Origin of the sequence: Flavobacterium sp. ASV13 (assembly GCF_000745775.1) — a bacterium.
GTDB lineage: Bacteria > Bacteroidota > Bacteroidia > Flavobacteriales > Flavobacteriaceae > Flavobacterium.
Genome location: NZ_JQJY01000005.1, coordinates 371,769 through 395,411 on the forward strand (window position 1 = coordinate 371,769; position 23,643 = coordinate 395,411).

The following is a 23,643-nucleotide window of genomic DNA, read 5'->3' on the forward strand; positions in this document are numbered from 1 at the left end:
CTACCAAAATACTACATTCATTATCGAAACAAAAATCCTTTAAAAATAAGATACAAAAACTGCTCCAGTCGTTTTTACGTAAATAACGAAAAGTTAAAACATACTTAAAAAAAACTGAATTGTAATCTAGCTGACATTTCGAAACAGAATCCCACCGTATCTTTGAACATCAGATTAATGCACCAAAAAACTATGAAATCTAAAAACTTAATTTTCAGCCTTTGCTTTGTACTGCCACTTTTTATTCTTCAAGCATGTGGACAAAACACAAAAAAACAACCTGCAAAAATAACTTCAATGGAAAACAAAATTGAAAAACCAGGAAATCCTTATTATTCAAACACAGATACCACAAAATTAAATGTTAGCAATGCCGAATGGAAAAAGGTTTTACCTGAAGATGTTTATGCCGTAATGCGCGAAGCTGACACCGAAAGACCTTTTACAGGAAAATATTGGAATACAGATGAAAAAGGCACTTATTACTGTGCTTCCTGTGGCAACAAACTTTTTAGATCGACTGCTAAATTTTCGAGCAGTTGCGGATGGCCAAGCTTTTTTGAACAAGACAACAAAACAAGCGTGGTTTATAAAAATGACAATTCATTAGGAATGGAAAGAATCGAAGCGCTTTGTGGACGTTGTGGCGGACATCTTGGACATTTATTTGACGACGGCCCTGAACCAACCGGAAAACGCTATTGCATGAATTCGATTGCTCTTGATTTTATTCCTGATAACAAATAATCCAATTATGAAAAATTTACTTTTAATCTGTTTATTTGCTTTATCGCTAAACGGATTTTCACAAAATAAAAAATCCTCCAATTTAGAAACAATTACATTGGGCGGAGGCTGTTACTGGTGCGTTGAAGCTGTTTATGAAAATTTGGACGGAGTAAAATCTGTTGTTTCCGGATTTTCGGGTGGAAATGTCCCAAATCCTACTTATGAAGAAGTTTGCACTGGAGAAACTGGTCACGCTGAAGTGGTTCAAATTACGTACGATAAAAACGTAACTGATATTAATGAAATCTTCAAAGTCTTTTTTACCGTTCATGATCCAACCACTTTAAATCGCCAAGGTGCAGATGTCGGAACACAATATCGTTCTGTTATTTTTTATAAAAACGAAGAGCAAAAAAAAGCCGCACAAAGCATTATTGCCGAATTAAACAAAGCAAAAGCCTACAGCAATCCGATTGTAACAAAAGTAGAGCCTTTTAAAGCATTTTATAAAGCTGAAGATTACCATCAAAACTATTACGCAAACAATAAAAATCAGCCGTACTGTAAAATGGTTATTCAGCCAAAAATAGAAAAGTTCGAGAAAGTCTTTAAAGACAAACTCAAAAAGAAATAACAATAAAAAAGGGAAATGATTAATTCATTTCCCTTTTTTTATCTAAGCTAGAATACTAAATTTATTTAGCCACTTTTTTAAATCGCATCATTGGTACATCACCTTGAATTAAGTTTAATTTTCCATCTTTATCAATAGAATAGCTTGTGATTTTTTTCATTTGCTGTAAAAATTGCTGTTCGCCTCCTCCATCACAAAACATTAACGTGCTTGGTCCTGGTTCTCCAAAAGTCAACGATTTTCCGCTTAAAGTATAAGGCGCACTGTATCCGTTACATCCATTGTTTCCAAAAACTTTTGCTTCTTTTTGATCAAAAGTAATCTGCGGTTTTTTATTCGGATACAAACCTTCAAAAGCGATTCTTGGCCCAGATATATATTCTAATTCCCAAGTTGTATCAAATAAATTCCCTCCGCCTGAAGCGTCTTTTGATGCCTTGCAGGAAGTTAACAATATCATTAAAACTGAAACGGCTACGAGTGTGTATTTTTTCATAAAAAAATGTGTTTTGAAGATTAATATAATTGTTTTTTGAAGATTAAAATTATTCTATAAATTCCTTTCTCAATATTCGTGCCCAGTTACACGATTTATTAAAGTTTAAATTTCCCGACAAACTGTAATTTTCTAATCTCTAAGTTACATCATTTTGTTTAAAACAATATTAATCAAACATTTAAATTACAATTTGTGATTACATTTTTTTTGTAATTTGCAGTTATCAAAAAACTAAAAATCATCAATAAAAAACCACAAAATGAAGCAATTATTCGTATTCTTCGTATTCTTACTTACAATCAGCCAAATTCATTCGCAGGAAAATCTTCCAACGGATTACCTTTCAAAAGAGTTTCACAAAGGACGCCGCGAAGCTTTTAGAGCTCTAATGCCCGCTAATTCCGTAGCCGTAATTTTTTCATATCCGGAAAGAGTTTTCTCAAAAGACGTCAATTACAATTATCACGCAAATCCCGATATGTATTACTTATCCGGTTATAAAGAAGCTGATGGTGTTTTATTGATTTTTAAAGAACCACAAGGAACTGAAAAATACAACGAAGTTCTTTTTGTGAGAGAAAGAAACGCCAATCGCGAAATGTGGACAGGAAGACGTTTAGGAGTTGAAGGAGCAAAATCAAAATTAGGATTTTCAACCGTTTACAACGGAAAAGATTTTAATGCTTTTAAAGTTGATTTCGAAAAATTCAACAACATAATTTACGATAAAATCCCAACGGATTTAAACAATGACAACAGCGGATTTGATCTTTTTGGCTTAATTCAGATTTTTAAATCCAAAGCTTCAATTACACAAGAAAATAAAGCTTCAACCGATTTATTTACCACAATTACAAATTCATTACGCCAAATAAAAACTCCAGAAGAACTTGATTTAATGCGCAAAACGGTTAAACTTTCCTGCATTGCACACAATGAAGTAATGAAAGCAGTTGGTCCGGACATGAGCGAAAATGAAGCTGACGGAATTCACGCTTACGTTCACAGAAAATACGGTGCAGAAGACGAAGGTTATCCGCCAATTGTGGGCGCTGGAGCAAACGGATGTATTTTGCATTATGGCGAAAACAATTCAACAAAAATTGATAACCAATTATTATTAATGGATGTTGGATCCGAATATCACGGCTATTCAGCAGATGTTACCAGAACAATTCCGGCAAACGGAAAATTCACTGAAGAACAAAAAGCCATTTATCAAATTGTTTATGAAGCACAGGAAGAAGTTTTTAAACTTTGCAAAGAAGGAACTCCAATTCAGGATTTAAACAAAAAATCTAGAGAAATAGTTGCTGCTGGATTAATCAAACTAGGAATTATTACCGACCCAAAAGACGCAAGAATATATTATCCGCATGGCTGTTCACATTTTCTTGGCTTAGATGTTCACGACAAAGGAGATTATATGGGCAATTTAAAAGAAAATATGATTCTTACTGTTGAGCCGGGAATCTACATTTCCGCAAACAGCAAATGTGATAAAAAATGGTGGAATATTGGCGTTCGTATCGAAGATGATATTTTGATCAAAAAAGATTCATATGAAAATCTTTCAGCAGAATCTCCAAGAAAATGGCAAGATGTTGAAGCTTTAGCCAAACAAAAAAGTACTTTCAATGAGATGAAGTTTCCTAAAATATAATCTGGCAGATAATACATTCAAAACTTTAAAACCTACACTTTCAAAATAGAAAATAAAACATGAAGACCTTTTTAAAATTGATTTTACTTGCCTTTATTTTTTCAGGATGCAATCAAAACGTTAATCAAAAAATTGAAAATGCTGCTGAAAAAGATACCATCACAAAAACCAAAAAAACTATTACAGAACCAGTTGTCGATAGTAGAAAAAAGAATACTGGAGATTTGGATCAACTTTTTCCAATAGATATTCTGAATCCCAAAAGTAAAGATGTATTTAAAAAATATGGAATCGAATTTACAGGTAATTGTTATGCGTGCGACTTGGCAATTGTATCGATATCTGAAAAACGCTTCAAAATAACCAATGTTTGTGATGACAAAACAACACAGGAGTTTGAAATTACTGAATTTTCGGGGTCTGATGATTTAATAGAATTTAAAACAAAACAAAATAATTTTATATTAACGAAAATAGACAAAGCCCCAGTTTACGAATTAAAAATCACTGGCGACAGTATAAAAATTAAAAATCTGAGAATTTCAAAATTCTATACCACACAAAAAATGCTGGATAAATTTGAGGAACACGACTGTGGCGATTTTCAAGGATAAAAGAAATTACTTGCAAAAAGAGGAAAAACTAGCTTAGAAAAACCATTATAGACAATTTGAACTACTTGTGTTGTATTTCAGATATCTATCAACCCGAAACAAAATTGCAAAAATCCAAAAAGACACCATAAATGAAAACTAAAAGCCTTTTACTTTTATTCTTTTTTACAATATTAATAGCCTGTAACAGTCGTAATGAAAAAGCAAACGAGTCCAAAAAAATTATTGAAACCAAACATGAAGTCAATACATCAATAGAACCAAAAGAAAAACTAAAAGATAAATCAATTTATGATTCGAAATTTCTTGGAAAAGAAAACGTCTTAATTAATGATCATAAAGTAATATTAACAAAAGATGAATTTGAATCAATTTATACTCAAGTTGATTCTATATCCACACAGCTTTGGGAATGTGGCAGTCCGTTTGAATGGTTAGACGAAAAATGGATGATTAAAACATATGGTAAAAAGAATAACAAATCGGGAACATTTAATACATTCAATGGAGAAATAACAACGATATTCAGCCAAAATATTCAGTTTGCGACCAATAATCACATTGTATTATTTGATACTGGATTTGTCGGCAATAATTCATTTAAAATTATTTCACACAATATTACATTAAACAAAGACACAACAGTAAAAGAATTTATGAGTAAGTTTCCAAATACAGAAATGGAAAAAACGGATTACCCCAACGAAGTACGATTTAGGTTTTATTTAGATAATAAGAGTGACGATTGCTTTCTATTTTATTTTAAAGACGGAAAACTCAACTACCTTACTTTATGGTGGCTATTGTGTTAAAAAAATGCTTTTAAATTTCACTTAAAATCAAAATAACAAACGTCGTAAACAAGCTTCAATTTTCACTTACTTTGTATTTCTAAATTTATTTTAAAAATGAAAGCACTTACCTTCTCTAAATTCGGAGATTCAGATGTTTTAGAATATATCGAAATTCCTGCACCACAACTAAAAAGCGATGAAATTTTAGTCGAAATGAAAGCCATCGGATTAAATTTTGCCGATGTTTACAGACGAAAAGGAAATTATCACTTAAAAGGAAATCCGCCTTTTATTGCCGGTTACGAAGGCGCCGGAATTGTTGTTGATGCAAATAATCATCCTGAATATAAAGTTGGCGACCGTGTGGCTTTCGCCGATGCTCCTTTCGCAAATGCTGAACTTGTTGCAGTAAACATCAATCACGTTTTGCCTTTGCCCGAAGCCGTTTCTTTTGAAACCGCAGCTTCTGTTTTATTACAAGGTTTAACAGCGCATTATTTAGCAACTGATAGTCATAAAACTCAAAAAAGCGAAACGGTATTAATTCATGCCGTTGCCGGCGGAGTTGGACAAATTCTGACCCAAATCAGCAAACTTTTAGGAGCAAATGTAATTGGCTTGACTTCATCTGCAGAAAAAGCAAAAGTTGGTTTTGAGCAAGGTGCAGATCATGTTTTTCTTTATAATGACGATTGGAAATCACAGGTTTTCGAAATTGTTTCGAAAGGTGTTGATGTCGTTTATGACAGTATCGGAAGCACTTTAAAAGAAAGTTTCGAAGTCACAAAAGAATGCGGACAAGTTGTTTTCTTCGGAATGGCAGGTGGCGATCCCGAATTTGTAGACCCAAGAATGTTAATGGATGGCTCAAAAACTTTAACCGGAGGCGATTTATGGAGCTATTTAAATTCTAAAGAAGAAAGAATTAAACGCGCCACTCAATTATTCAATTGGATTACCGAAGGAAAAATCAAACTTTCCGAACCAACTTCTTTTAAATTATCAGAAGGAAAACTAGCACACGATTATCTGGAAAGCAGAAAAAGTACCGGAAAAATAATTTTGATTCCGTAATTTTTTTCGCCACGAATTCACGAATTATTTAAAATGAAATTCGTGAATTCTTGGCGATTATTTTTTATAACACTAACCTTTTTATTTCAGAGCTTCAGCAATCATCAAAGCACATTTTTCTCCATCAATTGCTGCAGAGATAATCCCACCTGCATAACCCGCACCTTCTCCACACGGATATAATCCTTTTATCTGCAAATGTTCTAAAGTCATCGGATCTCTCGGAATTCTCACTGGCGATGAAGTTCGGCTTTCTGGTGCGTGCAAAATCGCTTCATTGGTTAAATAACCTCGCATTGATTTTCCAAATTCCTTAAAGCCTTCGCGTAAAATCTGAGACAAAAATCCAGGAAAAACCTGTCCCATTTCAACCGAAGTTGTTCCAGGAACATAGGAAGTTTTTGGAATATCTGCTGAAACTTTATTTTGTGTAAAATCGATCATTCTTTGTGCCGGAACTTTTTGAGTTTCTCCAGCCAAATGCCATGCTTTTTGTTCAATACTTTTTTGAAACTCCATTCCAGCTAAAGCACCAAATTTTGCAAAAGGTTTAAAATCTTCCAATTTCAACTCTATTACAATTCCGGAATTTGCGGTTGCCTGATCTCGTTTTGACGGTGACCATCCATTGGTAACAACCTCGCCCGGACTTGTAGCACAAGGTGCAATTACACCACCGGGACACATACAAAACGAATACATTCCACGACCATTAACCTGCTTTACAATCGAATATGGCGCTGGTGGCAAATAATCACCACGATAATCACAACTATATTGAATGCTGTCGATTAACTCTTGCGAATGTTCTGCACGAACTCCTAAAGCAAAAGGTTTCGCTTCAATAAAAATCTTCTTCTTATCTAATAATTCAAAAATATCTCGCGCCGAATGTCCGGTTGCTAAAATCAATTTGTTAGCCAGAATTTTATCTCCGTTTTGAGTTACGATTCCTTCAACTTCATTATTCTTCACCAAAATATCAATAACCCAGGTATCAAACAAAACCTGACCGCCAAATTCGATGATTTTATTTCGAATATCTTCAATAATTTTTGGCAACTTATTAGTTCCAATATGAGGATGCGCTTCAACCAAAATATCTTCTGAAGCTCCAAAAGCAACTAAAAGTTCTAAAATTCTAGTTACATCACCACGTTTTTTGGAACGCGTATATAATTTTCCGTCAGAATAAGTTCCGGCTCCGCCTTCTCCAAAACAATAATTAGAATCTTCGTTAACGATATGTTCACGGTTGATTGCTTTCAAATCGCGTCGGCGTCCTCGAACGTCTTTTCCTCGTTCGATTACTATTGGCTTTAAGCCTAATTCTATTAATTGCAAAGCTGCAAAAAGTCCGGCTGGACCTGCACCCACAACAATAACTTCTTGAGCAGAAGAAACATCTTTATATGAAGGAAGCTCAATTTTAGTTTCCTGAAAAGGTTCTCCTTTTAAATATATAATAACTTTTAAATTGATTTTAATCGCTTTTTGTCGCGCATCAATCGAACGTTTTAAAATGGAAATATGCTGAATTTCGTTTTGAGAAACCTTAATTTGTTTAGACAAATAATCTTTAAGCAACACTTCGTTTGCAGCAGTTTCTGGAGTTACCTGAAGTAAAAGTTCTCTTGGCATTGTATCTTATTTATTAGCTTTTCTTTCTATGAAAAGAAGATGCAAAAATAACATTTTAAAATGAGATTTTATATTTACCACAAAATATGCAAGCAGATTGACACAGATCTAAACTGATTTTGTAGATTTTCATCACAAAGCATATGGTAGAGACGCACCGCAGTGCGTCTACGCAACGAGTATACACAATACGTTACACGCACTACAGTGCGTCTCTACAGAAAAAAACTCAGAACCTTAGTATCTCAGAACCTTAGAACCTTTAAAAAAGACTTTGTACCTTTGCAACTCTGAACCTTTGCACCTTAAAAAAAATGTCTAGAAAAATAAAATTGATTTGGGATTTCCGAGGCCCGGCTTCTGCAAAAACTGCCGAACATCATGAAATTCATTTAAAAGAATATATTGCTATTGAAAAGCTTCCTTTAAATATTACAGGGTTTAAAATCATCGATGATATGTACGCCATCGCTTTTATGGTCGTAACCGATGAAAATATGATTAAGGTAAGAGATGCTTTGAAACCGCATCGTGGGGAAGTTTATTCTGAGTAAAATTCCAAATTTTGAAATTCCAATAAAAAAATTCCAAATTCCAATGCTTTAGATTGCTTGGAATTTGGAATTTATATTTTTTAATATTCTATTCTTTTTGGAATTTAAAATATTGGAATTTAATTAGCGACCTCGCTGATAAACTTTATACGCATTAAACGCAATTCATCAATATCGTAATCGCCGTCAAATTCTTTTAGTGCATCTTCGATTTTATCCGATTCTGATTCCATGAAGTAATCATGAATTTCTTCCTGTTGATCATCATCCAGCATATCATCAACCCAATATTTAATATTCAGTTTTGTACCAGAATATACGATTTGCTCCATTTCTTTGATTAAAGCATCCATTGTCAGTCCTTTTGCAGAAGCAATATCACTTAAAGGAAGCTTTCTATCAATATTCTGAATAATATACAATTTGTTAGCTGAGTTAACTCCTGTCGATTTTACAACCAAATCGTCCGGACGAATAATATCATTATCCTCAACATATCGGCTGATTAATGCTACAAATTCTCCGCCATATTTTTTGGCTTTTCCTTCTCCAACCCCATGAATATTATACAATTCAGTTAAGGAAATTGGATATTTTAAAGCCATATCCTCAAGAGAAGGATCTTGAAAAACAACAAAAGGAGGAACACCTAATTTTTTGGCTACTTTTTTACGAAGTTCACGAAGCATTCCCATCAAAACTTCATCAGCTGTTCCTGATGATTTTCCTGCTGTTACAATTGCTTCATCATCAGCCTCGCTATATTCATGATCTTCAGACATCATAAATGAAACTGGTTTTTTGATAAAATCTAAACCAGCTTTCGTAATTTTTATAACACCATAAGTTTCAATATCTTTTGATAAATATCCCGAAACCAAAACTTGTCTCAGCAACGCCATCCAATATTTTTCGTCATGATCAGAGCCTGAACCGAAGAAAGTCTGCGCATCCGTTTTATGTGCTTTAATTACTGCATTTATGCGTCCAATTAAAGTAAACACAATTTCCTTTGACTTATAAATATGTTTGGTGTCGCGAACAATTTCAAGTAATTTAACGACTTGCTCTTTGGCTTCAACTTTATGTTTTGGATTTCGAACGTTGTCGTCCATATCTGCGCCTTCTCCGGTTTCGCTATCAAATTCTTCTCCGAAATAATGAAGAAGAAACTTTCTGCGCGACATTGAAGTTTCGGCGTAAGCCACAACTTCCTGTAAAAGAGCAAAACCAATTTCCTGTTCAGCAACTGGTTTTCCAGACATGAATTTCTCCAGCTTTTCTACATCTTTATAAGAGTAATAAGCAAGGCAATGTCCTTCTCCTCCATCACGTCCCGCACGTCCGGTTTCTTGGTAGTAACTTTCAAGCGATTTTGGAATATCGTGGTGAATTACAAAACGAACATCTGGCTTATCAATTCCCATTCCGAAGGCGATTGTTGCTACAACGACATCCACATCTTCCATCAAAAACATATCCTGATGTTTGGCGCGTGTTTTTGCATCTAAACCTGCGTGATAGGGAACTGCACTGATTCCGTTAACTTGTAAAACTTCGGCAATCGATTCTACTTTTTTACGGCTTAAGCAGTAAATAATTCCCGATTTGCCTTTATGTTGTTTGATAAATCGAATAATATCCGACTCAATATTTTTCGTTTTCGTGCGAACTTCATAAAATAAGTTCGGTCTGTTGAATGATGCTTTAAAAGTATTTGCATCAGACATATCAAGGTTTTTCAGAATATCTTCCTGAACTTTTGGGGTTGCAGTTGCGGTAAGTCCAATAATTGGCACTTTCCCTAATTGTTTGATTATATTTCTAAGATTCCTGTATTCCGGCCTAAAATCATGTCCCCATTCTGAAATACAATGCGCTTCATCAATTGCGACAAAAGAAATTGGCACACTTTGTAAAAAAGCAACATATTCTTCTTTGGTCAAAGATTCGGGCGCAACATACAAAAGCTTCGTCAGGCCTGAACTAATATCCTTTTTAACTTGGGCAATTTCTGTTTTTGTGAGAGAAGAATTGAGCACATGCGCAATTCCATTTTCTGAAGAAAGGCTTCGAATCGCATCAACCTGGTTTTTCATCAAAGCAATTAAAGGAGAAACAACAATTGCTGTTCCGTCCTGAATTAAAGCGGGTAATTGATAACAAAGAGACTTTCCACCGCCCGTAGGCATAATTACAAAAGTATTCTCTTTACCTAAAATACTCGTAACGACTTGCTCCTGCAAGCCCTTAAATTGGCTAAAGCCGAAATACTTCTTTAATTCCTTGTGTATTTCAATTTCGTTTGAATTCATTCTTTATTTTAATGGATATTTTTGTATAAATTTGCAACACATAAAGATACAACTTTCTTTTATACATACAAATTTTAAATATTCTGTTTTGATCTCAAAAGAAAATATATTGGCAATCGCCAAAAAAACCATACTATCTGAAAGTGAGGCAATTACAAAATTAATTGATTTTCTTGACGAAAATTTCTACGAAGCGGCACAGCGTATTTATGAATGCAAAGGCCGTTTGATCGTTACAGGAATCGGAAAAAGCGCCATTATCGCGCAAAAAATGGTTGCTACTTTTAACTCTACCGGAACTCCATCGATGTTTTTGCATGCCTCAGAAGCCATTCATGGCGACTTAGGAATGATTCAGAATGACGATATTATAATCTGTATTTCAAAAAGCGGAAACAGTCCTGAAATTAAGGTCTTGGTTCCTTTATTAAAACGCTTCGGAAATACTTTAATTGCAATAACAGGAAACATAACTTCATTTCTGGCAAAAGGTTCAGATTTTGTTCTCAACACAACCGTTGAAATGGAAGCTTGCCCAATAAATCTTGCACCAACAAACAGCACTACAGCTCAACTTGTTATGGGGGATGCATTAGCAGTATGTTTGATGGAAATGCGTGATTTTAAACCTGAAGATTTTGCAGTTTATCATCCGGGAGGCGCTTTAGGCAAAAAATTATTGCTTAAGGTAAAAGACATGATTGAGCATTCATTAAAACCAATGGTTACACCTGAGACCTCAATCAAAAAAGCTATTTTTGAAATTTCAGAGAAAAGATTAGGCGTTACTGCCGTTATTGAAGACAATAAAATTATCGGAATTATTACAGATGGAGACATCCGAAGAATGCTAAATGACGTAGATACTATTGCAAACTTAACAGCAAGGGATATTATGTCCAAAAACCCAAAATTAGTTTCATCAGAAACAATGGCTGTTGATGCTTTGAATATTCTAGAAGATTTTTCTATCACACAGCTAATCGTTGCCGACAATGGCGAATATAAAGGAGTATTACATTTACATGACATTTTAAAAGAAGGAATCGTATAATGGCAAAGAAAAACCTTGGCGAGATGTCATTTTTAGATCATCTTGAAGAACTTAGATGGTTATTGGTTAGAAGTACAATTGCAATATGTATTATGGCATTTGTTACTTATTTTATTAGTGATTATTTATTTGATCAAATTATTTTAGGTCCAATTAGACCAACATTCTTTACGTATGTTTGGTTTTGTGACTTATCACATTCATTGGGATTTGCAGACAGCATTTGTATCACTGAACTGAATTTCATTATTCAGAATACCGAAATGGAAGGGCAAGTAAATATCTTTGTATGGATGTGTCTTCTGGCAGGTTTCATATTGAGTTTTCCTTATATTTTATGGGAAATCTGGAAATTTATCAGTCCGGCTTTATATGAGAAAGAAAGAAAAAATGCAAAAGTTTTCATTTTTGTTTCGTCGTTACTTTTCTTTTTAGGCGTATTGTTTGGGTATTTTGTGGTAATTCCGATGTCGGTAAATTTCGTTGCCACTTTCTCGGTGAGTGATGTTGTAAAAAACCAATTTACACTAGAATCTTATATGGGAATGGTCAAAACGAGTATTCTCGGAAGTGCAATCTTTTTTGAACTTCCAATTGCAATTTATTTCTTAACCAAGTTAGGATTAGTAACCCCAACTTTCTTAAGAAAATACTGGAAATATGCAGTAGTAATCATTTTGATTATTGCCGCAATCGTAACACCACCGGATGTAGTAAGCCAAACTATTGTGGCAATTCCGATGTTGATTATCTATGAAGTGAGTATCCTTATTTCAAAGATTGTTTATAGAAATAAAATGAAAGAAAATGTCTGATATCGTACAAGAATTTAACGACTATCGTTCTAAAATGAACGAAAAATTACTAGCTGACAACAACAAAATTGTAAAGCGAATTTTTAACCTTGACACAAACGCATACGCTCCAGGAGCACTTGACGTAAAAACAAAAGAGCTTTTAGGCTTAGTTGCATCAGCCGTTTTGCGTTGTGACGACTGCGTAAAATACCATTTAGAAACCAGCTACAAAGAAGGCATTTCTAAAGAAGAAATGATGGAAGCAATGGGAATCGCAACTCTTGTTGGGGGAACAATTGTAATTCCGCATTTAAGAAGAGCTTACGAATTCTGGGAAGCACTTGAAGAAGCGGGGAAATAATTAGAAAATGTGTCAATTAGATAATTAGATAATTACCTTAAAAACGTAAATATCTGATTTTGAAAATGCAATAATTTGTTAATTCATTTATCTGATTGATTATTTTGCTTTTAATTTGCCTCTTCAAACAAATTTTAAAATTAAAAATTGAGTTAGTTTTTCAATTATCTCATTTTCAAATTATCTAATTATCTAATTAAAAAATGAAGCTAAGAGCCGATAATTTAATCAAAACATACAAAGGGCGAAGTGTTGTAAAAGGAATTTCTGTTGAAGTAAATCAAGGAGAAATTGTGGGACTTTTAGGTCCGAATGGTGCTGGAAAAACCACTTCTTTCTATATGATTGTTGGATTGGTAAAACCAAATCAAGGGAATATTTATCTTGATGATTTGAATATTACCGATTATCCGATGTACAAACGTGCTCAGCAAGGAATTGGTTATTTGGCACAAGAAGCTTCTGTTTTTAGAAAATTAAGTATTGAAGATAATATTCTAAGCGTACTGCAATTGACTAAACTTTCTAAAGAAGCACAAATTGCTAAAATGGAAAGTTTAATTGAAGAATTCAGCTTAGAACATATTCGTACCAACCGAGGCGATTTACTTTCTGGAGGTGAACGTCGTCGTACTGAAATTGCACGTGCACTAGCAACTGATCCTAAATTTATCTTATTGGATGAGCCTTTCGCTGGAGTTGACCCAGTTGCGGTTGAAGACATTCAGCGAATTGTAGCGCAATTAAAAAATAAAAACATCGGAATTTTGATCACCGATCACAACGTTCAGGAAACTTTAGCAATTACTGATAAAACATACTTAATGTTTGAAGGAGGAATTCTAAAAGCCGGAGTTCCCGAAGAATTGGTAGAAGATGAAATGGTTCGCCGTGTTTATCTTGGACAAAACTTCGAACTTCGTAAAAAGAAACTTGAATTTTAGAAAGTTATATGTGAATGGTAAAAAGTAAAATGTTAATTACTTTTTACCATTTTTTTTTAATAAAAATCTCAAATGAAATCAGAAAAACCAACTCAGGAAGATTACGACAATTGGCACAAAGATCCAAAAAATTGGTATTTGGGCTGCTTTTATTATAACCCGAAAGACAAACGGTTAATGCCTCCAAAAAGGATCGAATGGATGGGTCTTACTATAAATTTTGCTAATCCTTATTCTGTAATGCTTCTATTGCCTTTTGTAATAATTTTAATTTTAGTTCTATCGAAATAGATATAAGTTTTGAAAAAACTATTCTACTGTAATAAACTGTAATTGCTCTAAATCGCCGTTGTAAATATTAACATCAACTCTGTGCTTGATTCCCGGCAAAGAAGCTTTTTCTGTAAACTGCCAAAACAGCCAATCATCTTCAATTTTTTCTCTGTAGAAATTGTAATTGGCAATCCAGAATAAATATTCACCAAACTCCTCTTTTAGAAAATCTGAATAATATCTTTCACCTGAATAAATTATTGGCCGAACCTGATAATGTTTCTCCACTTTAGCTAGCCAACGTTTCAAACCTTTTTTTAAACTGTCCAAAGGCTGATTTTTTGGTAATTTTTCAATATCTAAAACTGGTGGGAGATCACCTTTTTGCAATTTTACGGTTTTAATAAAAAGATTAGCTTGTTCGATTGAATTTTCATTTGGACGGTAATAATGATAGGCGCCTCTCATGATTTTATTTTCTTTTGCTCCTTCCCAATTTCTTTTAAATTGTCTGTCCACATAATCATTTCCAGCAGTTGCACGTATAAAAACAAACTTGACAGGATATTTTTCGTCTAAAATTTCAACTTCTTCCCAATCGACTTTTCCTTGGAATTCAGACACATCAAATCCGACAACTTTTCCTTTGTGATTTTCGAGAACTCTAATATTTCGAACATCAGAAAGATGTTTATCTACCTCATTTTCATCTAAAACCTTACCTGATCTGAATCCGAGATAATAAGCCAATCCGGCTCGATAATGGTAAATTGTGCCAATGAAAAGCACTGCTAAAAAAGCAAACACGATAAAACGGATTAACTTACTGAAAAAAGATCTTCCAGCCGGTTTTCTTGCATAAGTTTTACGATAAGTTGTTTTTCTTGCCATTCGGATACAACTACTTTTTCAGAAACATATTGTTTATGATTGACAGCAATACATAAAAAGCAATGATAACAGGAATAGCACCAAATTGAAGCAATAAAAGTAAAACCAGAGAAATTGCTAAAAATACAATCTGCAATACATTATCCTTAAAAGTAAATTTTTTAATTTTTAAAGCAAAAAGCGGAATTTCAGCATTTAAAATATAAGCGCTACACAAAGTAATTGCTAATAAAATCCACTCATTGGTTAAAATTTCCAGCAATAAAAGTGATGAACCTGCATAAATATCCAGAACTACTTTCAAACTAATTATAAAAAGTGCATTTGCAGGCGTTGGCAATCCAATAAATGAATCGGTCTGACGTGTATCAATATTAAAATTAGCCAAACGATAACAAGAACCCAAAGTAATGATGAATCCCAAAAGAGGAATAAATTCGTTTGTTCCTAATTGATGGCCGCTATTGGCAAACATCGTGTACATTACATAACCTGGCGCAACACCGCTAGTAACCATATCTGCCAAAGAATCCAACTGTAGACCAAGCGGACTTGAAACTTTAAATAATCTGGCAAAAAAACCATCAAAAAAATCAAAAAAGATTCCTAGACAAACCATATAAAAAGCCATTTCATATTTAGCTTCAGAAATAAAAACAACGGCTACGCAGCCACAGAAAAGGTTTATTAAGGTGATTAAATTAGGAATGTGTTTTTTAATATTCATCTTTATAAATTTTGATAATGGTAAGGAACAAATTTCGGATAAAATAAAATGACATCGACATGATTTGCATAAATAATTTTCACAATTTGTTACAAATTACTTATACCAAAAAGAAAACAAGTCCGTTAAAAATAAAGTTTGAAATTATATCTTTTCGATATTTATCAGAAGGACAGAAATTAGCTGAGTAAAATATTCTATTTTTGGTGAAAATTAAAAACAGGTCTCAGTCTGCAAATAAATAACCGTTGAAGAAACTTTTTACGTTTTTATTATTTTGGAATTTTGCTGCACAGTATGCACAAACCGTTCGGAAATATTCGAACGAGTTTATGAATATTGGTGTTGACGCCGCGGCATTAGGAATGTCGAGCGCCGTTGTTGCTTCAACAAACGATGTCAACGCCGTTTACTGGAATCCAGCAGGTTTGACCAATCTTGAAGATCATCAAATTTCACTAATGCATGCGAATTATTTCGCCAATATTGCACAGTACGATTTTATTGGATACGCAAGTCCGATTGATGACCGAAGTGCCTGGGGAATTTCGATGATTCGTTTTGGTGTTGATGATATCATGGACACTACCCAATTGATAGACAGCGAAGGGAATATAGATTATAACCGAATCAACTTGTTTTCGACTGCTGATTATGGCTTCACATTTTCATATGCCCGAAAACTGCCTGTAGAAGGTTTTCAATATGGCGTAAATGCAAAAGTGATTCGACGAATTATTGGGAAATTTGCCAATTCGTGGGGTTTTGGTTTTGATGTCGGTTTACAATTTGAACGCAACGATTGGAAATTCGGATTAATGCTTCGCGACATTACGACCACTTACAATATTTGGAATATCGACGAAGAAGAATATGCCAAAATCGCCAATGCAATTCCAGGAGAAAACAACGAATTGCCCGAAAGTACCGAAATTACTTTGCCAAAAGCACAATTAGGCGTTTCAAGAAAATTTGATTTCCATAATGATTACAGCCTTTTGACTGCTGTAAATTTGAATATGCGATTTGAGCAGACAAACGATATTATTTCTTCAAAAGCTGTAAGTATTGATCCAGCAATTGGTTTTGAATTTGGTTATACTGATCTTGTTTTCTTAAGAGCCGGAGCTGGAAACTTTCAAAATGTAATGCAATTGGACAATACTGAAAAAGTAAATTTTCAACCAAATATTGGGCTTGGTTTCAAATACAAAGGAATTCAGGTTGATTATGCCTTGACTGATCTAGGAAACCAAAGTGCTGCACTATATTCTAATATTTTTTCTCTAAAAGTAGATTTAGGTATCTTTAGATAATATTTACAAAACCATTAAACTTCTTAAAAATTTTAAATTATGAAAAATGTCATTTTCAAAAAAACACTTTTTTGTTTACTATTATTATTGAGTTTTATTGGTTTCAGTCAAAATTTGCCTTTATCAAAAGATGCCCGAATAAGTGTGATTACCTGCGGTTTAGGAAATGAAACGTATTCTTATTTTGGCCATACCGCCATTCGTGTTGCCGATCCGGTAAACAACATTGATGTTGTTTATAATTATGGCGCTTTTGATTTTAGAACACCGAATTTTGTTGCCAAATTTGCAAAAGGAGATTTACAGTATTTCGTCATTGTTCATTCTTTTATTGATTTCATAAATGAATACAATTATGAGAAAAGAAGTGTTTTTGAACAAGAATTAATTATTCCACAAAACTTAAAACAAACGCTTTTTGACAACTTAAATACTACTTTGTCATCAGAAGATCGCTATTATACTTATAAATTTATTGATAAAAACTGTACATCTATGGTTGTTGATGTAATCAATAAATCATTAAACCAAAATATAATCACTAAAAAAGGCGATACTGATATTACGTACCGCTCTATTCTATTTCCCTATTTTGATGGGCATTTTTATGATAAATTAGGAACCAGCATTATTTTTGGAACCAAAGTAGATCAACTCGGAACTAAAATATTTTTACCTTTTGAATTAAAAAACAGTTTAGCTAAAACTACTTTTCAGAATCATCCTCTGGCAAAAGAAAGCCAAACACTTTTAAGTTTTGAAAAAGAAACACCAACATCATGGTGGAATAATGTTTACACTTATCTTATTATATTGGCCTTTGTCATTTTGGCAAAAAATAAAATAATTGACAAAATTTTCCTTTTGATTTTATCTTTAATGGGCGTCTTTTTTGTTGCCGTTGGATTTTATTCTTTTCACCACGAATTGGCGATGAATTACAATGTGCTTTTATTTAGTCCGCTATTGTTGATTTTGATTGTTTTCTCAATTCTAAAAAACAAAAGATGGACGTATCGTTTTGCCGTTTTACATCTGATGTTTTTACTGATTTACACTTTGTTTTTAATCAACAAAGCGCACTTTTTTATTGTTTTTCCAATGATTATTACAAGCGGATTTGTTTTGATTAGAGTTGCTCTAAGAAACAAAAAACGCATTCCAATTATTATCTAAAAACTATTGTCCTCGATAGAATAAAACGGTTGTAATGGTTTTGAAAGTAATGCTTAAATCCAGAAAAACACTTCGATGTTTTATATAATATAAATCATACTGAAGCTTTATCAAACTCTCGTCAATAGATTCACCGTATGAATAATTTACCTGAGCCCATCCTGTCAAACCAGGCTTAATAACGTGACGTGTTTCATAAAAAGGCATTATTTTAGCAATTTCAGCAACAAAATAAGGACGTTCAGGTCTAGGTCCTATAACACCCATATCGCCAATCAAAATATTAAAAAACTGCGGTAATTCATCTAATCTTGATTTACGCATGAATTTACCAAATGGGGTAATTCTTTTATCATTTAATTGAGCAAATGGTCCATTGACATCTGTGTTTTCAATCATTGTTCTGAACTTGTAAATTTTAAAAACAACGCCATTTTTACCTACACGCTCCTGTGTATAAAACAAGCTCCCTTTATTGGCAACTAAATTTCCAATAAAAATTACAGGAATAAACAGAACGCAAAATACTAAACCAATAACCGAAAGAGCAAACTCTATTAAACGAATTAAAATCAAATACAACTTGTTGCTATTACTGCGACTAAATGGAAAAAAACGATAAAAATCTCGTTCTATGTAGTGTACAGGAATACGCTGTGTTTTACTTTCATATACATGGGTATATTCTTTTATGATATTTCCAGATTCTAACAAATGAAGAAGCTGCTGGTACAGATCAGGTGTAATTCCATCCGTTTTTTGGGCTGCGATGACAATCTCAGAAACATTGTGATGCATCACAAAATCCTCTAAATCCTGTTTTTTGATTTCCTTGACATAATTAAACTCATTACTTTGCTCTGTAACCGAATCAGAATTCACAAAACCAATTATATTATAATGAGGATCAACATTTTCAAGACCTGAAACCAATCCTTCGACCTGATCTTTACCGCATATTAAAACCACACTTTGAGAAAAACGGTGCGAGGCTAAAAAAAAAGCGTAAAAAAAACGCCATACCAATAATATGCTAAGAATTACAAAATAGAAAACCAGAATCACCAAACGTTTTTTTGGAAGTTCTGGCGATAAAACAGGTGTAAATAAGTATAATATTACTGAAGCTGTTGCTGTTAAAACAACACTGCGAACAATTTGAACCTGATTGCTTGAGACCTGAAGATTATACATTTCAAAGATTACTCCAAAAATAAAGATATAAGCAATCAGCAAAATTGGTCTATAAAAATAAGCCAAATCCAAAATGTAATACCGGTTGTCAAAAAGAAAGTGTAGTAGGTACAAACCGGTCATCAAAAAAGCAGCATCAAAAAAGCGCAATAATATTTTCCGTTCCGAAATCTCGAAATGCATTTTTTTTCGTGCCATAGTAAGTTGTAAGTTTTAAAGTTGGGGACTTTTTCTTCAACGCAAATGTATTATAAAAATTATAATTTAACCCTCTGATTTTTCAGCTTTTTGAGGCGATATTATATGTACTGAAAGCAATGACAAAGCATAAACAAATGCTGGTGCGGCGATTCTCATTGCGGCGTGATTTATAGTTAATAACCAAAAGAGGTAAAACGACAAACAATAAAGATGTTGTCTGTTATTTATAAATAGAATTAATGGTGTTATAAATAGTATCAAAAGTCCAAAAATACCAAACATACCATGTTCTGCCAACATTCGGGTAATTTCATTATGTGAGGCAACTTCATCACCTGATTCTTTTCGAAGTTCTTTCCCCATTCCGGCCCCAACTCCCAATATAGGATTATCTAAAAAGAGGTTTATTTCAGAATCCATAATTCCTTCTCGTCCGCTCAATGCACTTTTCTTCACTCTGCCTAAAGCATCTTTATTTGCATAACGTTTATCAATTAGCCCTCTTGTTTGAATAGAACTATAAGTCCAAACGCCAACACCCATTAAACTTGTTAAAATAAGTACAAAACCAAATTTTGTCTTCCCTTTTGCATTTGAAAATTGATACAAAAAAAATAGAAGACAAACAATCATGACAACTCCAGTTATAATCCCTCCTCTAGAAAAAGTTACAACTCCTCGATAACTAATAAAGGCAAGTATACATCCATTCAAAATAATATCTTTTATTGATTTGGAGGACAACACAAGCTGCGTAAAAAAAATAAAAATTCCCAAACCTAAAATTGTCGATACCTGATTTGGCCCAAATCCTCCCGATGTTTCAAAATTAGAACCTGTGCTTGTTACTACATCTCTCACGCTCGGTGTGTATAAAAATAAATAAGCTGTCGTAGTCAAAATCGGCAATCCCATTACAGAAAGAATATTCTGCAATTGAGAAAATTGAATCCGCCTAGAGTACATATATATAGAACAAATTCCTAAACAAACTGGCCCCGAAAGATTAAAAAATAATAGCTTTTTAACATCAATATTAACTTGATCTACTGAAGCTGTAATCAAAATACAAGGAATAAGTAAAATCAAGAAAAACCAATAAATAAAAGAGGATGGTGAAAAACTGCTATAAATCATGCCTAATAACATGAAAAAAACAAGATTAAATTTTACATATTCATTATTAAAATTCCCACCTGTCATACGCAAAAAAACCTCTACGCCCACCAAATATGCACACACCAGCAATACTTCATTATTTCGGTTTTTTGTTTTATTCACCAAATAAATTCCAACTATTGGTATTACAAGTGCATAAAGTTTCGAAAGAGCCGGCAAAACAAAAACTGCCAGAGCAATAAGCAAATGAAATAAAATAAGATAATTATATGTGATGGTTTTGTTTTTCATTAAAATATTTATGCTGGAATTTCAGGAGTAAAATTAGTTAAAGAATTTAACCATTGTAAATAAACTTTGATAATTGATTTTTGAGAATATCTTGATTCAACAACATGATGTAAAGCTTGCCCCATCTGAAAGCGCTCATCTTCATTCTCAATTAATCTCAGCAGTGACTCTTCAAATTGGCTTAGATTATTTGAATCGACCAAAAGACCTTCTTTCACTGAATTAATAATTTCAGAAATCTGACCAACATTTGTAGCTACAACTGCTTTTTTATGCAATCCGTATTCCAAAATCGCGAGTGGAAGTCCCTCTGATAAAGAGGGCAAAACTGCAATTTCACACTGTTTTAAAACAGAAGCTACATTATCAACTGTTCCATAGAGAAAAACAGACTTTTCTAATTTTAATTCGTTGATCAAATTCTTGATTTTTTCAGAATGGCTGTCTTGAAAATCTTTTCCAAAAAAATGAAAAGTCCAATCTGGATATTTTTCTTTAATTAAATGCGCCGTTTTAATCAATAATTCATGATTTTTTTGCGGACGTAGATTAGCTACACAGATAATCCTTTTATTGTCTTTTCCTTTTAGTAAAAACTCTTTTTGTGAATTAATAATATCATCGATGAAATTAGGAAAATAGACAACATTTTTGATCTTTAAATAGTATTCTGCCCAATTTTTTAAAGCCGAATTAACCGCAATGCTTCCTTCAAAAAAGAATGAGCCTATTTTCAATCCTATGTTTTTTCGTTCAGCCAGATTCTGCGAAATGCCATAATGATCATGCCAAACGATTTTGATTTTAGGAAAAATACATTTAACCAGAACGGCTAAAAAAAATGAAGAGCTATGTGCGTGAATAACCTCGACTGCATTTTTTTTAATATATGATCTCGCTGCAAAAATTGCTTTTAAATCTATTTTTTTCTTCTTGTTTAAAAATAAGTACGTAACTTTTTCATCAATTTGGTTTATAAGCAAACCTTCTTTTCGGGTTGTAATTAAACCTGAAAATTCAATTTCTTTTGACAATGCATTAGCATAATTGACTGCCATGCGCTCCGCTCCGCCGGCTTCTAAAGAATCAATTAGTTGAACAATTCTCATTAAAGTAAATTTTTAATTTCTTTTTCAAAAAAGTCAGTTGTATAAGTTCTGGACCAATCCTCTGCCAGTTTGCTCTTCTTTGCAAAAATATCTTTGTTTGCAATAATTGCCTTTAGCTGAGTCGAATCTTTTTCTAAACTCATTTCAAGAAAAACACCGCGATTTCCCTCATCAAGCATAAACGGAACGCAAGATATTTTTGTAGCAACTGGAACACAACCCCAGAACATTCCTTCAGCGATTGCTTTTGGCCAGCCTTCACTTTTTGATGCCAATAGTACAAAATGACTTTTTTGATATGCTTTTGAAACCACATCTTTTTCTTGATTTCCACGCAAAAAAACAAACTCTTCTAATTTATTTTCTTTGATATAAATTTCCAGATTATTTTTTTCAGTGCCATTTCCATACAAATCCAAATTTGCTTTTATCCCACTTTCATTTAACATTTGTACTAATTTAATAGCATAAAGCGGATTTTTCCCAACAACTAAACTACCTACAAAAATAAATTTCGCTACTTCATCTATATTATCCTTAATAACGGTTTGTTTTTCGATTTCAGAATAAGTTGCCGTAAAAAATGATTTTATATTTTTGGATTGATTTTTCCAACTTCCATAAACCAAAACTTGAATATTACGAGTTAGAAAAGAATTATTAAGAATCCATTTTTGTAAACGATAAGACAATGGCTGTTTACTCTCCGGATCCCAATTGCCAGCATATTTTGCAGTTTTCTTTTTATTTGGAAAAAAAACCTGCATAATACATCCTAGCAAACCTATATTTCCAGGGCAACGCAAATGAATATGATCTGCATTATACATTGCCTTTAAAAGGATAAACATATTCACAAAACTAAAAAAGAATGTTTTTACAATCTCTTTGAATGATTTAAGATTATTATCACGCAACTTATAATGACCTGAAATCTTAAAAGGAATTTCTGAAATAAGAAGTCCATTATCTGACTCCCAAACAGGACAGCAAAAAACGACTTCAGCATATTTTGCCCAAACTATTAATTCATTCACATAAGGGCCATATGCGAATGCTTTTCCATTTTTGTAAATAATGGGAGCGTTTGTAACAACTAATAATTTCATTAAATATAACCTTTTGAACCTTTTTGGGAAATTAATACTGCCGGAACTCCTAAGACGATTGAATTATCAGGAAATGAATCTTTCACCATTGAACATGCTCCTACAACAACATTATTTCCTAAAATAATTTTACCTGCAATAACCGAATTTGCCCCAATATATACTTCATCTCCTAAAACAGGGGTTCCTCTATTTTCATTAATTCCAGAAACTCCAATCGTAACTCCTTGTGAAATATTGCAATTGTCTCCAATTATCACATTTGAATTTATAATAATTCCTCCAAAATGTCCAATGTAAAAAGAATGTCCAATTTTTGCAGCGTAAGGAATTGAAATACCTGTACAAATTTCGATGCTTTTTTGCCATAGCAAAATTAAAACCAATAAAGGAAACCTAAACAGTTTCCATTTTACTTTATTGTGAATCAGATTTGCGATTCTAAACTGGAAAATAGCCCAAAAACCTTGTGTTAAAAAAACGATGCTAAAAAAATGACCGCCATATTTTCGATACTTTTTATAATCTGAAACTATTAACTGAAATACATTCATAGCATTATTG

The 23,643-nt window shown here is 33.1% G+C and carries 24 protein-coding genes; 14 read left to right on the forward strand and 10 right to left on the reverse strand.

The window, feature by feature from the left end:
- Window positions 1-192 precede the first annotated feature (192 nt).
- Both msrB and msrA read left to right on the forward strand, forming a co-directional pair.
- Window positions 193-747: a peptide-methionine (R)-S-oxide reductase MsrB gene (gene msrB / locus GQ47_RS15515; protein WP_035650242.1), complete on the forward strand. Its 555-nt coding sequence runs from the start codon at window positions 193-195 to the stop codon at window positions 745-747.
- 7 nt (window positions 748-754) lie between these two features.
- Window positions 755-1,363, forward strand: coding sequence for a peptide-methionine (S)-S-oxide reductase MsrA (gene msrA, locus GQ47_RS15520; protein WP_035650712.1), 609 nt, complete (start codon window positions 755-757; stop codon window positions 1,361-1,363).
- A 61-nt stretch (window positions 1,364-1,424) separates the two neighbouring features.
- On the opposite strand, the gene GQ47_RS15525 is transcribed toward msrA, so the two are convergent.
- Window positions 1,425-1,859 carry an META domain-containing protein gene (locus tag GQ47_RS15525; protein WP_035650245.1) on the reverse strand — a complete coding sequence of 145 codons (435 nt, stop codon included), beginning with the start codon at window positions 1,857-1,859 and terminating at the stop codon, window positions 1,425-1,427.
- A 262-nt stretch (window positions 1,860-2,121) separates the two neighbouring features.
- On the opposite strand from GQ47_RS15525, the gene GQ47_RS15530 reads away from it, so the two are divergent.
- From GQ47_RS15530 to GQ47_RS15545, 4 genes are all read left to right on the forward strand, one after another.
- Complete coding sequence (locus GQ47_RS15530) at window positions 2,122-3,525, forward strand: aminopeptidase P N-terminal domain-containing protein (RefSeq protein WP_035650247.1); 1,404 nt, start codon at window positions 2,122-2,124, stop codon at window positions 3,523-3,525.
- 59 nt (window positions 3,526-3,584) lie between these two features.
- Window positions 3,585-4,139 (forward strand): hypothetical protein, encoded by a 555-nt coding sequence (locus GQ47_RS15535; RefSeq protein ID WP_035650250.1) that lies wholly within the window; start codon window positions 3,585-3,587, stop codon window positions 4,137-4,139.
- Window positions 4,140-4,270: 131 nt separating this feature from the next.
- On the forward strand, window positions 4,271-4,951 hold the full coding sequence (locus GQ47_RS15540; RefSeq protein ID WP_035650253.1) for a hypothetical protein: 681 nt from the start codon (window positions 4,271-4,273) through the stop codon (window positions 4,949-4,951).
- Between the two features lie 96 nt (window positions 4,952-5,047).
- Window positions 5,048-6,007 carry a quinone oxidoreductase family protein gene (locus GQ47_RS15545; protein ID WP_035650255.1) on the forward strand — a complete coding sequence of 320 codons (960 nt, stop codon included), beginning with the start codon at window positions 5,048-5,050 and terminating at the stop codon, window positions 6,005-6,007.
- An 81-nt stretch (window positions 6,008-6,088) separates the two neighbouring features.
- On the opposite strand, the gene GQ47_RS15550 is transcribed toward GQ47_RS15545, so the two are convergent.
- The gene (locus GQ47_RS15550) at window positions 6,089-7,648 is read right to left on the reverse strand and encodes an NAD(P)/FAD-dependent oxidoreductase (protein ID WP_035650258.1); all 1,560 of its coding nucleotides are present in this window, start codon (window positions 7,646-7,648) and stop codon (window positions 6,089-6,091) included.
- A gap of 314 nt (window positions 7,649-7,962) precedes the next feature.
- On the opposite strand from GQ47_RS15550, the gene GQ47_RS15555 reads away from it, so the two are divergent.
- Window positions 7,963-8,202 carry a hypothetical protein gene (locus GQ47_RS15555; protein ID WP_035650260.1) on the forward strand — a complete coding sequence of 80 codons (240 nt, stop codon included), beginning with the start codon at window positions 7,963-7,965 and terminating at the stop codon, window positions 8,200-8,202.
- Between the two features lie 119 nt (window positions 8,203-8,321).
- Here GQ47_RS15555 and recQ read toward each other — a convergent pair whose 3' ends face one another.
- Window positions 8,322-10,517, reverse strand: coding sequence for a DNA helicase RecQ (gene recQ / locus GQ47_RS15560; RefSeq protein ID WP_035650263.1), 2,196 nt, complete (start codon window positions 10,515-10,517; stop codon window positions 8,322-8,324).
- Window positions 10,518-10,605: 88 nt separating this feature from the next.
- Here recQ and GQ47_RS15565 point away from each other — a divergent pair, with 88 nt between their 5' ends.
- The 5 genes from GQ47_RS15565 to GQ47_RS15585 all read left to right on the forward strand — a co-directional run bounded on the left by GQ47_RS15565 (window position 10,606) and on the right by GQ47_RS15585 (window position 13,964).
- The gene (locus GQ47_RS15565; protein WP_035650266.1) at window positions 10,606-11,571 is read left to right on the forward strand and encodes a KpsF/GutQ family sugar-phosphate isomerase; all 966 of its coding nucleotides are present in this window, start codon (window positions 10,606-10,608) and stop codon (window positions 11,569-11,571) included.
- Complete coding sequence (tatC, locus tag GQ47_RS15570) at window positions 11,571-12,386, forward strand: twin-arginine translocase subunit TatC (RefSeq protein WP_035650268.1); 816 nt, start codon at window positions 11,571-11,573, stop codon at window positions 12,384-12,386. Before GQ47_RS15565 ends, tatC begins: the two co-directional genes overlap by 1 nt.
- Window positions 12,379-12,729, forward strand: coding sequence for a carboxymuconolactone decarboxylase family protein (locus tag GQ47_RS15575; RefSeq protein WP_035650271.1), 351 nt, complete (start codon window positions 12,379-12,381; stop codon window positions 12,727-12,729). Before tatC ends, GQ47_RS15575 begins: the two co-directional genes overlap by 8 nt.
- 203 nt (window positions 12,730-12,932) lie before the next feature.
- A complete protein-coding gene (gene lptB / locus GQ47_RS15580) occupies window positions 12,933-13,673 on the forward strand; it encodes an LPS export ABC transporter ATP-binding protein (RefSeq protein WP_012022391.1) in 741 nt (246 codons plus the stop codon).
- A gap of 72 nt (window positions 13,674-13,745) precedes the next feature.
- Window positions 13,746-13,964 carry a DUF5808 domain-containing protein gene (locus GQ47_RS15585; RefSeq protein WP_035650278.1) on the forward strand — a complete coding sequence of 73 codons (219 nt, stop codon included), beginning with the start codon at window positions 13,746-13,748 and terminating at the stop codon, window positions 13,962-13,964.
- An 18-nt stretch (window positions 13,965-13,982) separates the two neighbouring features.
- Here GQ47_RS15585 and GQ47_RS15590 read toward each other — a convergent pair whose 3' ends face one another.
- Both GQ47_RS15590 and GQ47_RS15595 read right to left on the reverse strand, forming a co-directional pair.
- On the reverse strand, window positions 13,983-14,837 hold the full coding sequence (locus tag GQ47_RS15590; RefSeq protein ID WP_035650281.1) for a glycoside hydrolase family 25 protein: 855 nt from the start codon (window positions 14,835-14,837) through the stop codon (window positions 13,983-13,985).
- Window positions 14,838-14,847: 10 nt separating this feature from the next.
- Window positions 14,848-15,564, reverse strand: a complete 717-nt coding sequence (locus GQ47_RS15595) for a CDP-alcohol phosphatidyltransferase family protein (RefSeq protein WP_035650284.1) — start codon at window positions 15,562-15,564, stop codon at window positions 14,848-14,850.
- Between the two features lie 248 nt (window positions 15,565-15,812).
- Here GQ47_RS15595 and GQ47_RS15600 point away from each other — a divergent pair, with 248 nt between their 5' ends.
- Both GQ47_RS15600 and GQ47_RS15605 read left to right on the forward strand, forming a co-directional pair.
- Window positions 15,813-16,880: a putative type IX sorting system protein PorV2 gene (locus GQ47_RS15600; RefSeq protein WP_256380880.1), complete on the forward strand. Its 1,068-nt coding sequence runs from the start codon at window positions 15,813-15,815 to the stop codon at window positions 16,878-16,880.
- Between the two features lie 39 nt (window positions 16,881-16,919).
- Window positions 16,920-18,056, forward strand: coding sequence for a lipoprotein N-acyltransferase Lnb domain-containing protein (locus GQ47_RS15605; protein WP_035650288.1), 1,137 nt, complete (start codon window positions 16,920-16,922; stop codon window positions 18,054-18,056).
- 3 nt (window positions 18,057-18,059) lie between these two features.
- Here GQ47_RS15605 and GQ47_RS15610 read toward each other — a convergent pair whose 3' ends face one another.
- The 5 genes from GQ47_RS15610 to GQ47_RS15630 form a co-directional block, all read right to left on the reverse strand.
- Window positions 18,060-19,448 carry an exopolysaccharide biosynthesis polyprenyl glycosylphosphotransferase gene (locus tag GQ47_RS15610; protein WP_035650291.1) on the reverse strand — a complete coding sequence of 463 codons (1,389 nt, stop codon included), beginning with the start codon at window positions 19,446-19,448 and terminating at the stop codon, window positions 18,060-18,062.
- Window positions 19,449-19,514: 66 nt separating this feature from the next.
- Window positions 19,515-20,861: an O-antigen ligase family protein gene (locus tag GQ47_RS15615; RefSeq protein ID WP_035650293.1), complete on the reverse strand. Its 1,347-nt coding sequence runs from the start codon at window positions 20,859-20,861 to the stop codon at window positions 19,515-19,517.
- An 8-nt stretch (window positions 20,862-20,869) separates the two neighbouring features.
- Window positions 20,870-21,970 carry a glycosyltransferase gene (locus GQ47_RS15620; protein ID WP_035650296.1) on the reverse strand — a complete coding sequence of 367 codons (1,101 nt, stop codon included), beginning with the start codon at window positions 21,968-21,970 and terminating at the stop codon, window positions 20,870-20,872.
- Entirely contained in the window at window positions 21,970-23,079 is a 1,110-nt protein-coding gene (locus GQ47_RS15625; RefSeq protein WP_035650299.1) for a glycosyltransferase, read from the reverse strand. The genes GQ47_RS15620 and GQ47_RS15625 overlap by 1 nt, the downstream gene beginning before the upstream one ends.
- Window positions 23,079-23,633: a serine O-acetyltransferase gene (locus GQ47_RS15630; protein WP_035650301.1), complete on the reverse strand. Its 555-nt coding sequence runs from the start codon at window positions 23,631-23,633 to the stop codon at window positions 23,079-23,081. Before GQ47_RS15630 ends, GQ47_RS15625 begins: the two co-directional genes overlap by 1 nt.
- Window positions 23,634-23,643: the final 10 nt, after the last annotated feature.

Excerpts from the sequence above, each read along its gene's own strand:
- GQ47_RS15610 (WP_035650291.1), bottom strand. The coding sequence starts at position 19,448 with ATGGCACGAAAAAAAATGCATTTCGAGATTTCGGAACGGAAAATATTA.
- GQ47_RS15595 (WP_035650284.1), bottom strand. The coding sequence starts at position 15,564 with ATGAATATTAAAAAACACATTCCTAATTTAATCACCTTAATAAACCTT.
- GQ47_RS15590 (WP_035650281.1), bottom strand. The coding sequence starts at position 14,837 with ATGGCAAGAAAAACAACTTATCGTAAAACTTATGCAAGAAAACCGGCT.
- GQ47_RS15630 (WP_035650301.1), bottom strand. The coding sequence starts at position 23,633 with ATGAATGTATTTCAGTTAATAGTTTCAGATTATAAAAAGTATCGAAAA.
- tatC (WP_035650268.1), top strand. The coding sequence starts at position 11,571 with ATGGCAAAGAAAAACCTTGGCGAGATGTCATTTTTAGATCATCTTGAA.
- GQ47_RS15550 (WP_035650258.1), bottom strand. The coding sequence starts at position 7,648 with ATGCCAAGAGAACTTTTACTTCAGGTAACTCCAGAAACTGCTGCAAAC.
- GQ47_RS15540 (WP_035650253.1), top strand. The coding sequence starts at position 4,271 with ATGAAAACTAAAAGCCTTTTACTTTTATTCTTTTTTACAATATTAATA.
- GQ47_RS15555 (WP_035650260.1), top strand. The coding sequence starts at position 7,963 with ATGTCTAGAAAAATAAAATTGATTTGGGATTTCCGAGGCCCGGCTTCT.
- GQ47_RS15585 (WP_035650278.1), top strand. The coding sequence starts at position 13,746 with ATGAAATCAGAAAAACCAACTCAGGAAGATTACGACAATTGGCACAAA.
- GQ47_RS15575 (WP_035650271.1), top strand. The coding sequence starts at position 12,379 with ATGTCTGATATCGTACAAGAATTTAACGACTATCGTTCTAAAATGAAC.
- GQ47_RS15620 (WP_035650296.1), bottom strand. The coding sequence starts at position 21,970 with ATGAGAATTGTTCAACTAATTGATTCTTTAGAAGCCGGCGGAGCGGAG.
- GQ47_RS15530 (WP_035650247.1), top strand. The coding sequence starts at position 2,122 with ATGAAGCAATTATTCGTATTCTTCGTATTCTTACTTACAATCAGCCAA.
- recQ (WP_035650263.1), bottom strand. The coding sequence starts at position 10,517 with ATGAATTCAAACGAAATTGAAATACACAAGGAATTAAAGAAGTATTTC.
- GQ47_RS15535 (WP_035650250.1), top strand. The coding sequence starts at position 3,585 with ATGAAGACCTTTTTAAAATTGATTTTACTTGCCTTTATTTTTTCAGGA.
- msrA (WP_035650712.1), top strand. The coding sequence starts at position 755 with ATGAAAAATTTACTTTTAATCTGTTTATTTGCTTTATCGCTAAACGGA.
- GQ47_RS15525 (WP_035650245.1), bottom strand. The coding sequence starts at position 1,859 with ATGAAAAAATACACACTCGTAGCCGTTTCAGTTTTAATGATATTGTTA.
- lptB (WP_012022391.1), top strand. The coding sequence starts at position 12,933 with ATGAAGCTAAGAGCCGATAATTTAATCAAAACATACAAAGGGCGAAGT.
- msrB (WP_035650242.1), top strand. The coding sequence starts at position 193 with ATGAAATCTAAAAACTTAATTTTCAGCCTTTGCTTTGTACTGCCACTT.
- GQ47_RS15605 (WP_035650288.1), top strand. The coding sequence starts at position 16,920 with ATGAAAAATGTCATTTTCAAAAAAACACTTTTTTGTTTACTATTATTA.
- GQ47_RS15615 (WP_035650293.1), bottom strand. The coding sequence starts at position 20,861 with ATGAAAAACAAAACCATCACATATAATTATCTTATTTTATTTCATTTG.
- GQ47_RS15625 (WP_035650299.1), bottom strand. The coding sequence starts at position 23,079 with ATGAAATTATTAGTTGTTACAAACGCTCCCATTATTTACAAAAATGGA.
- GQ47_RS15545 (WP_035650255.1), top strand. The coding sequence starts at position 5,048 with ATGAAAGCACTTACCTTCTCTAAATTCGGAGATTCAGATGTTTTAGAA.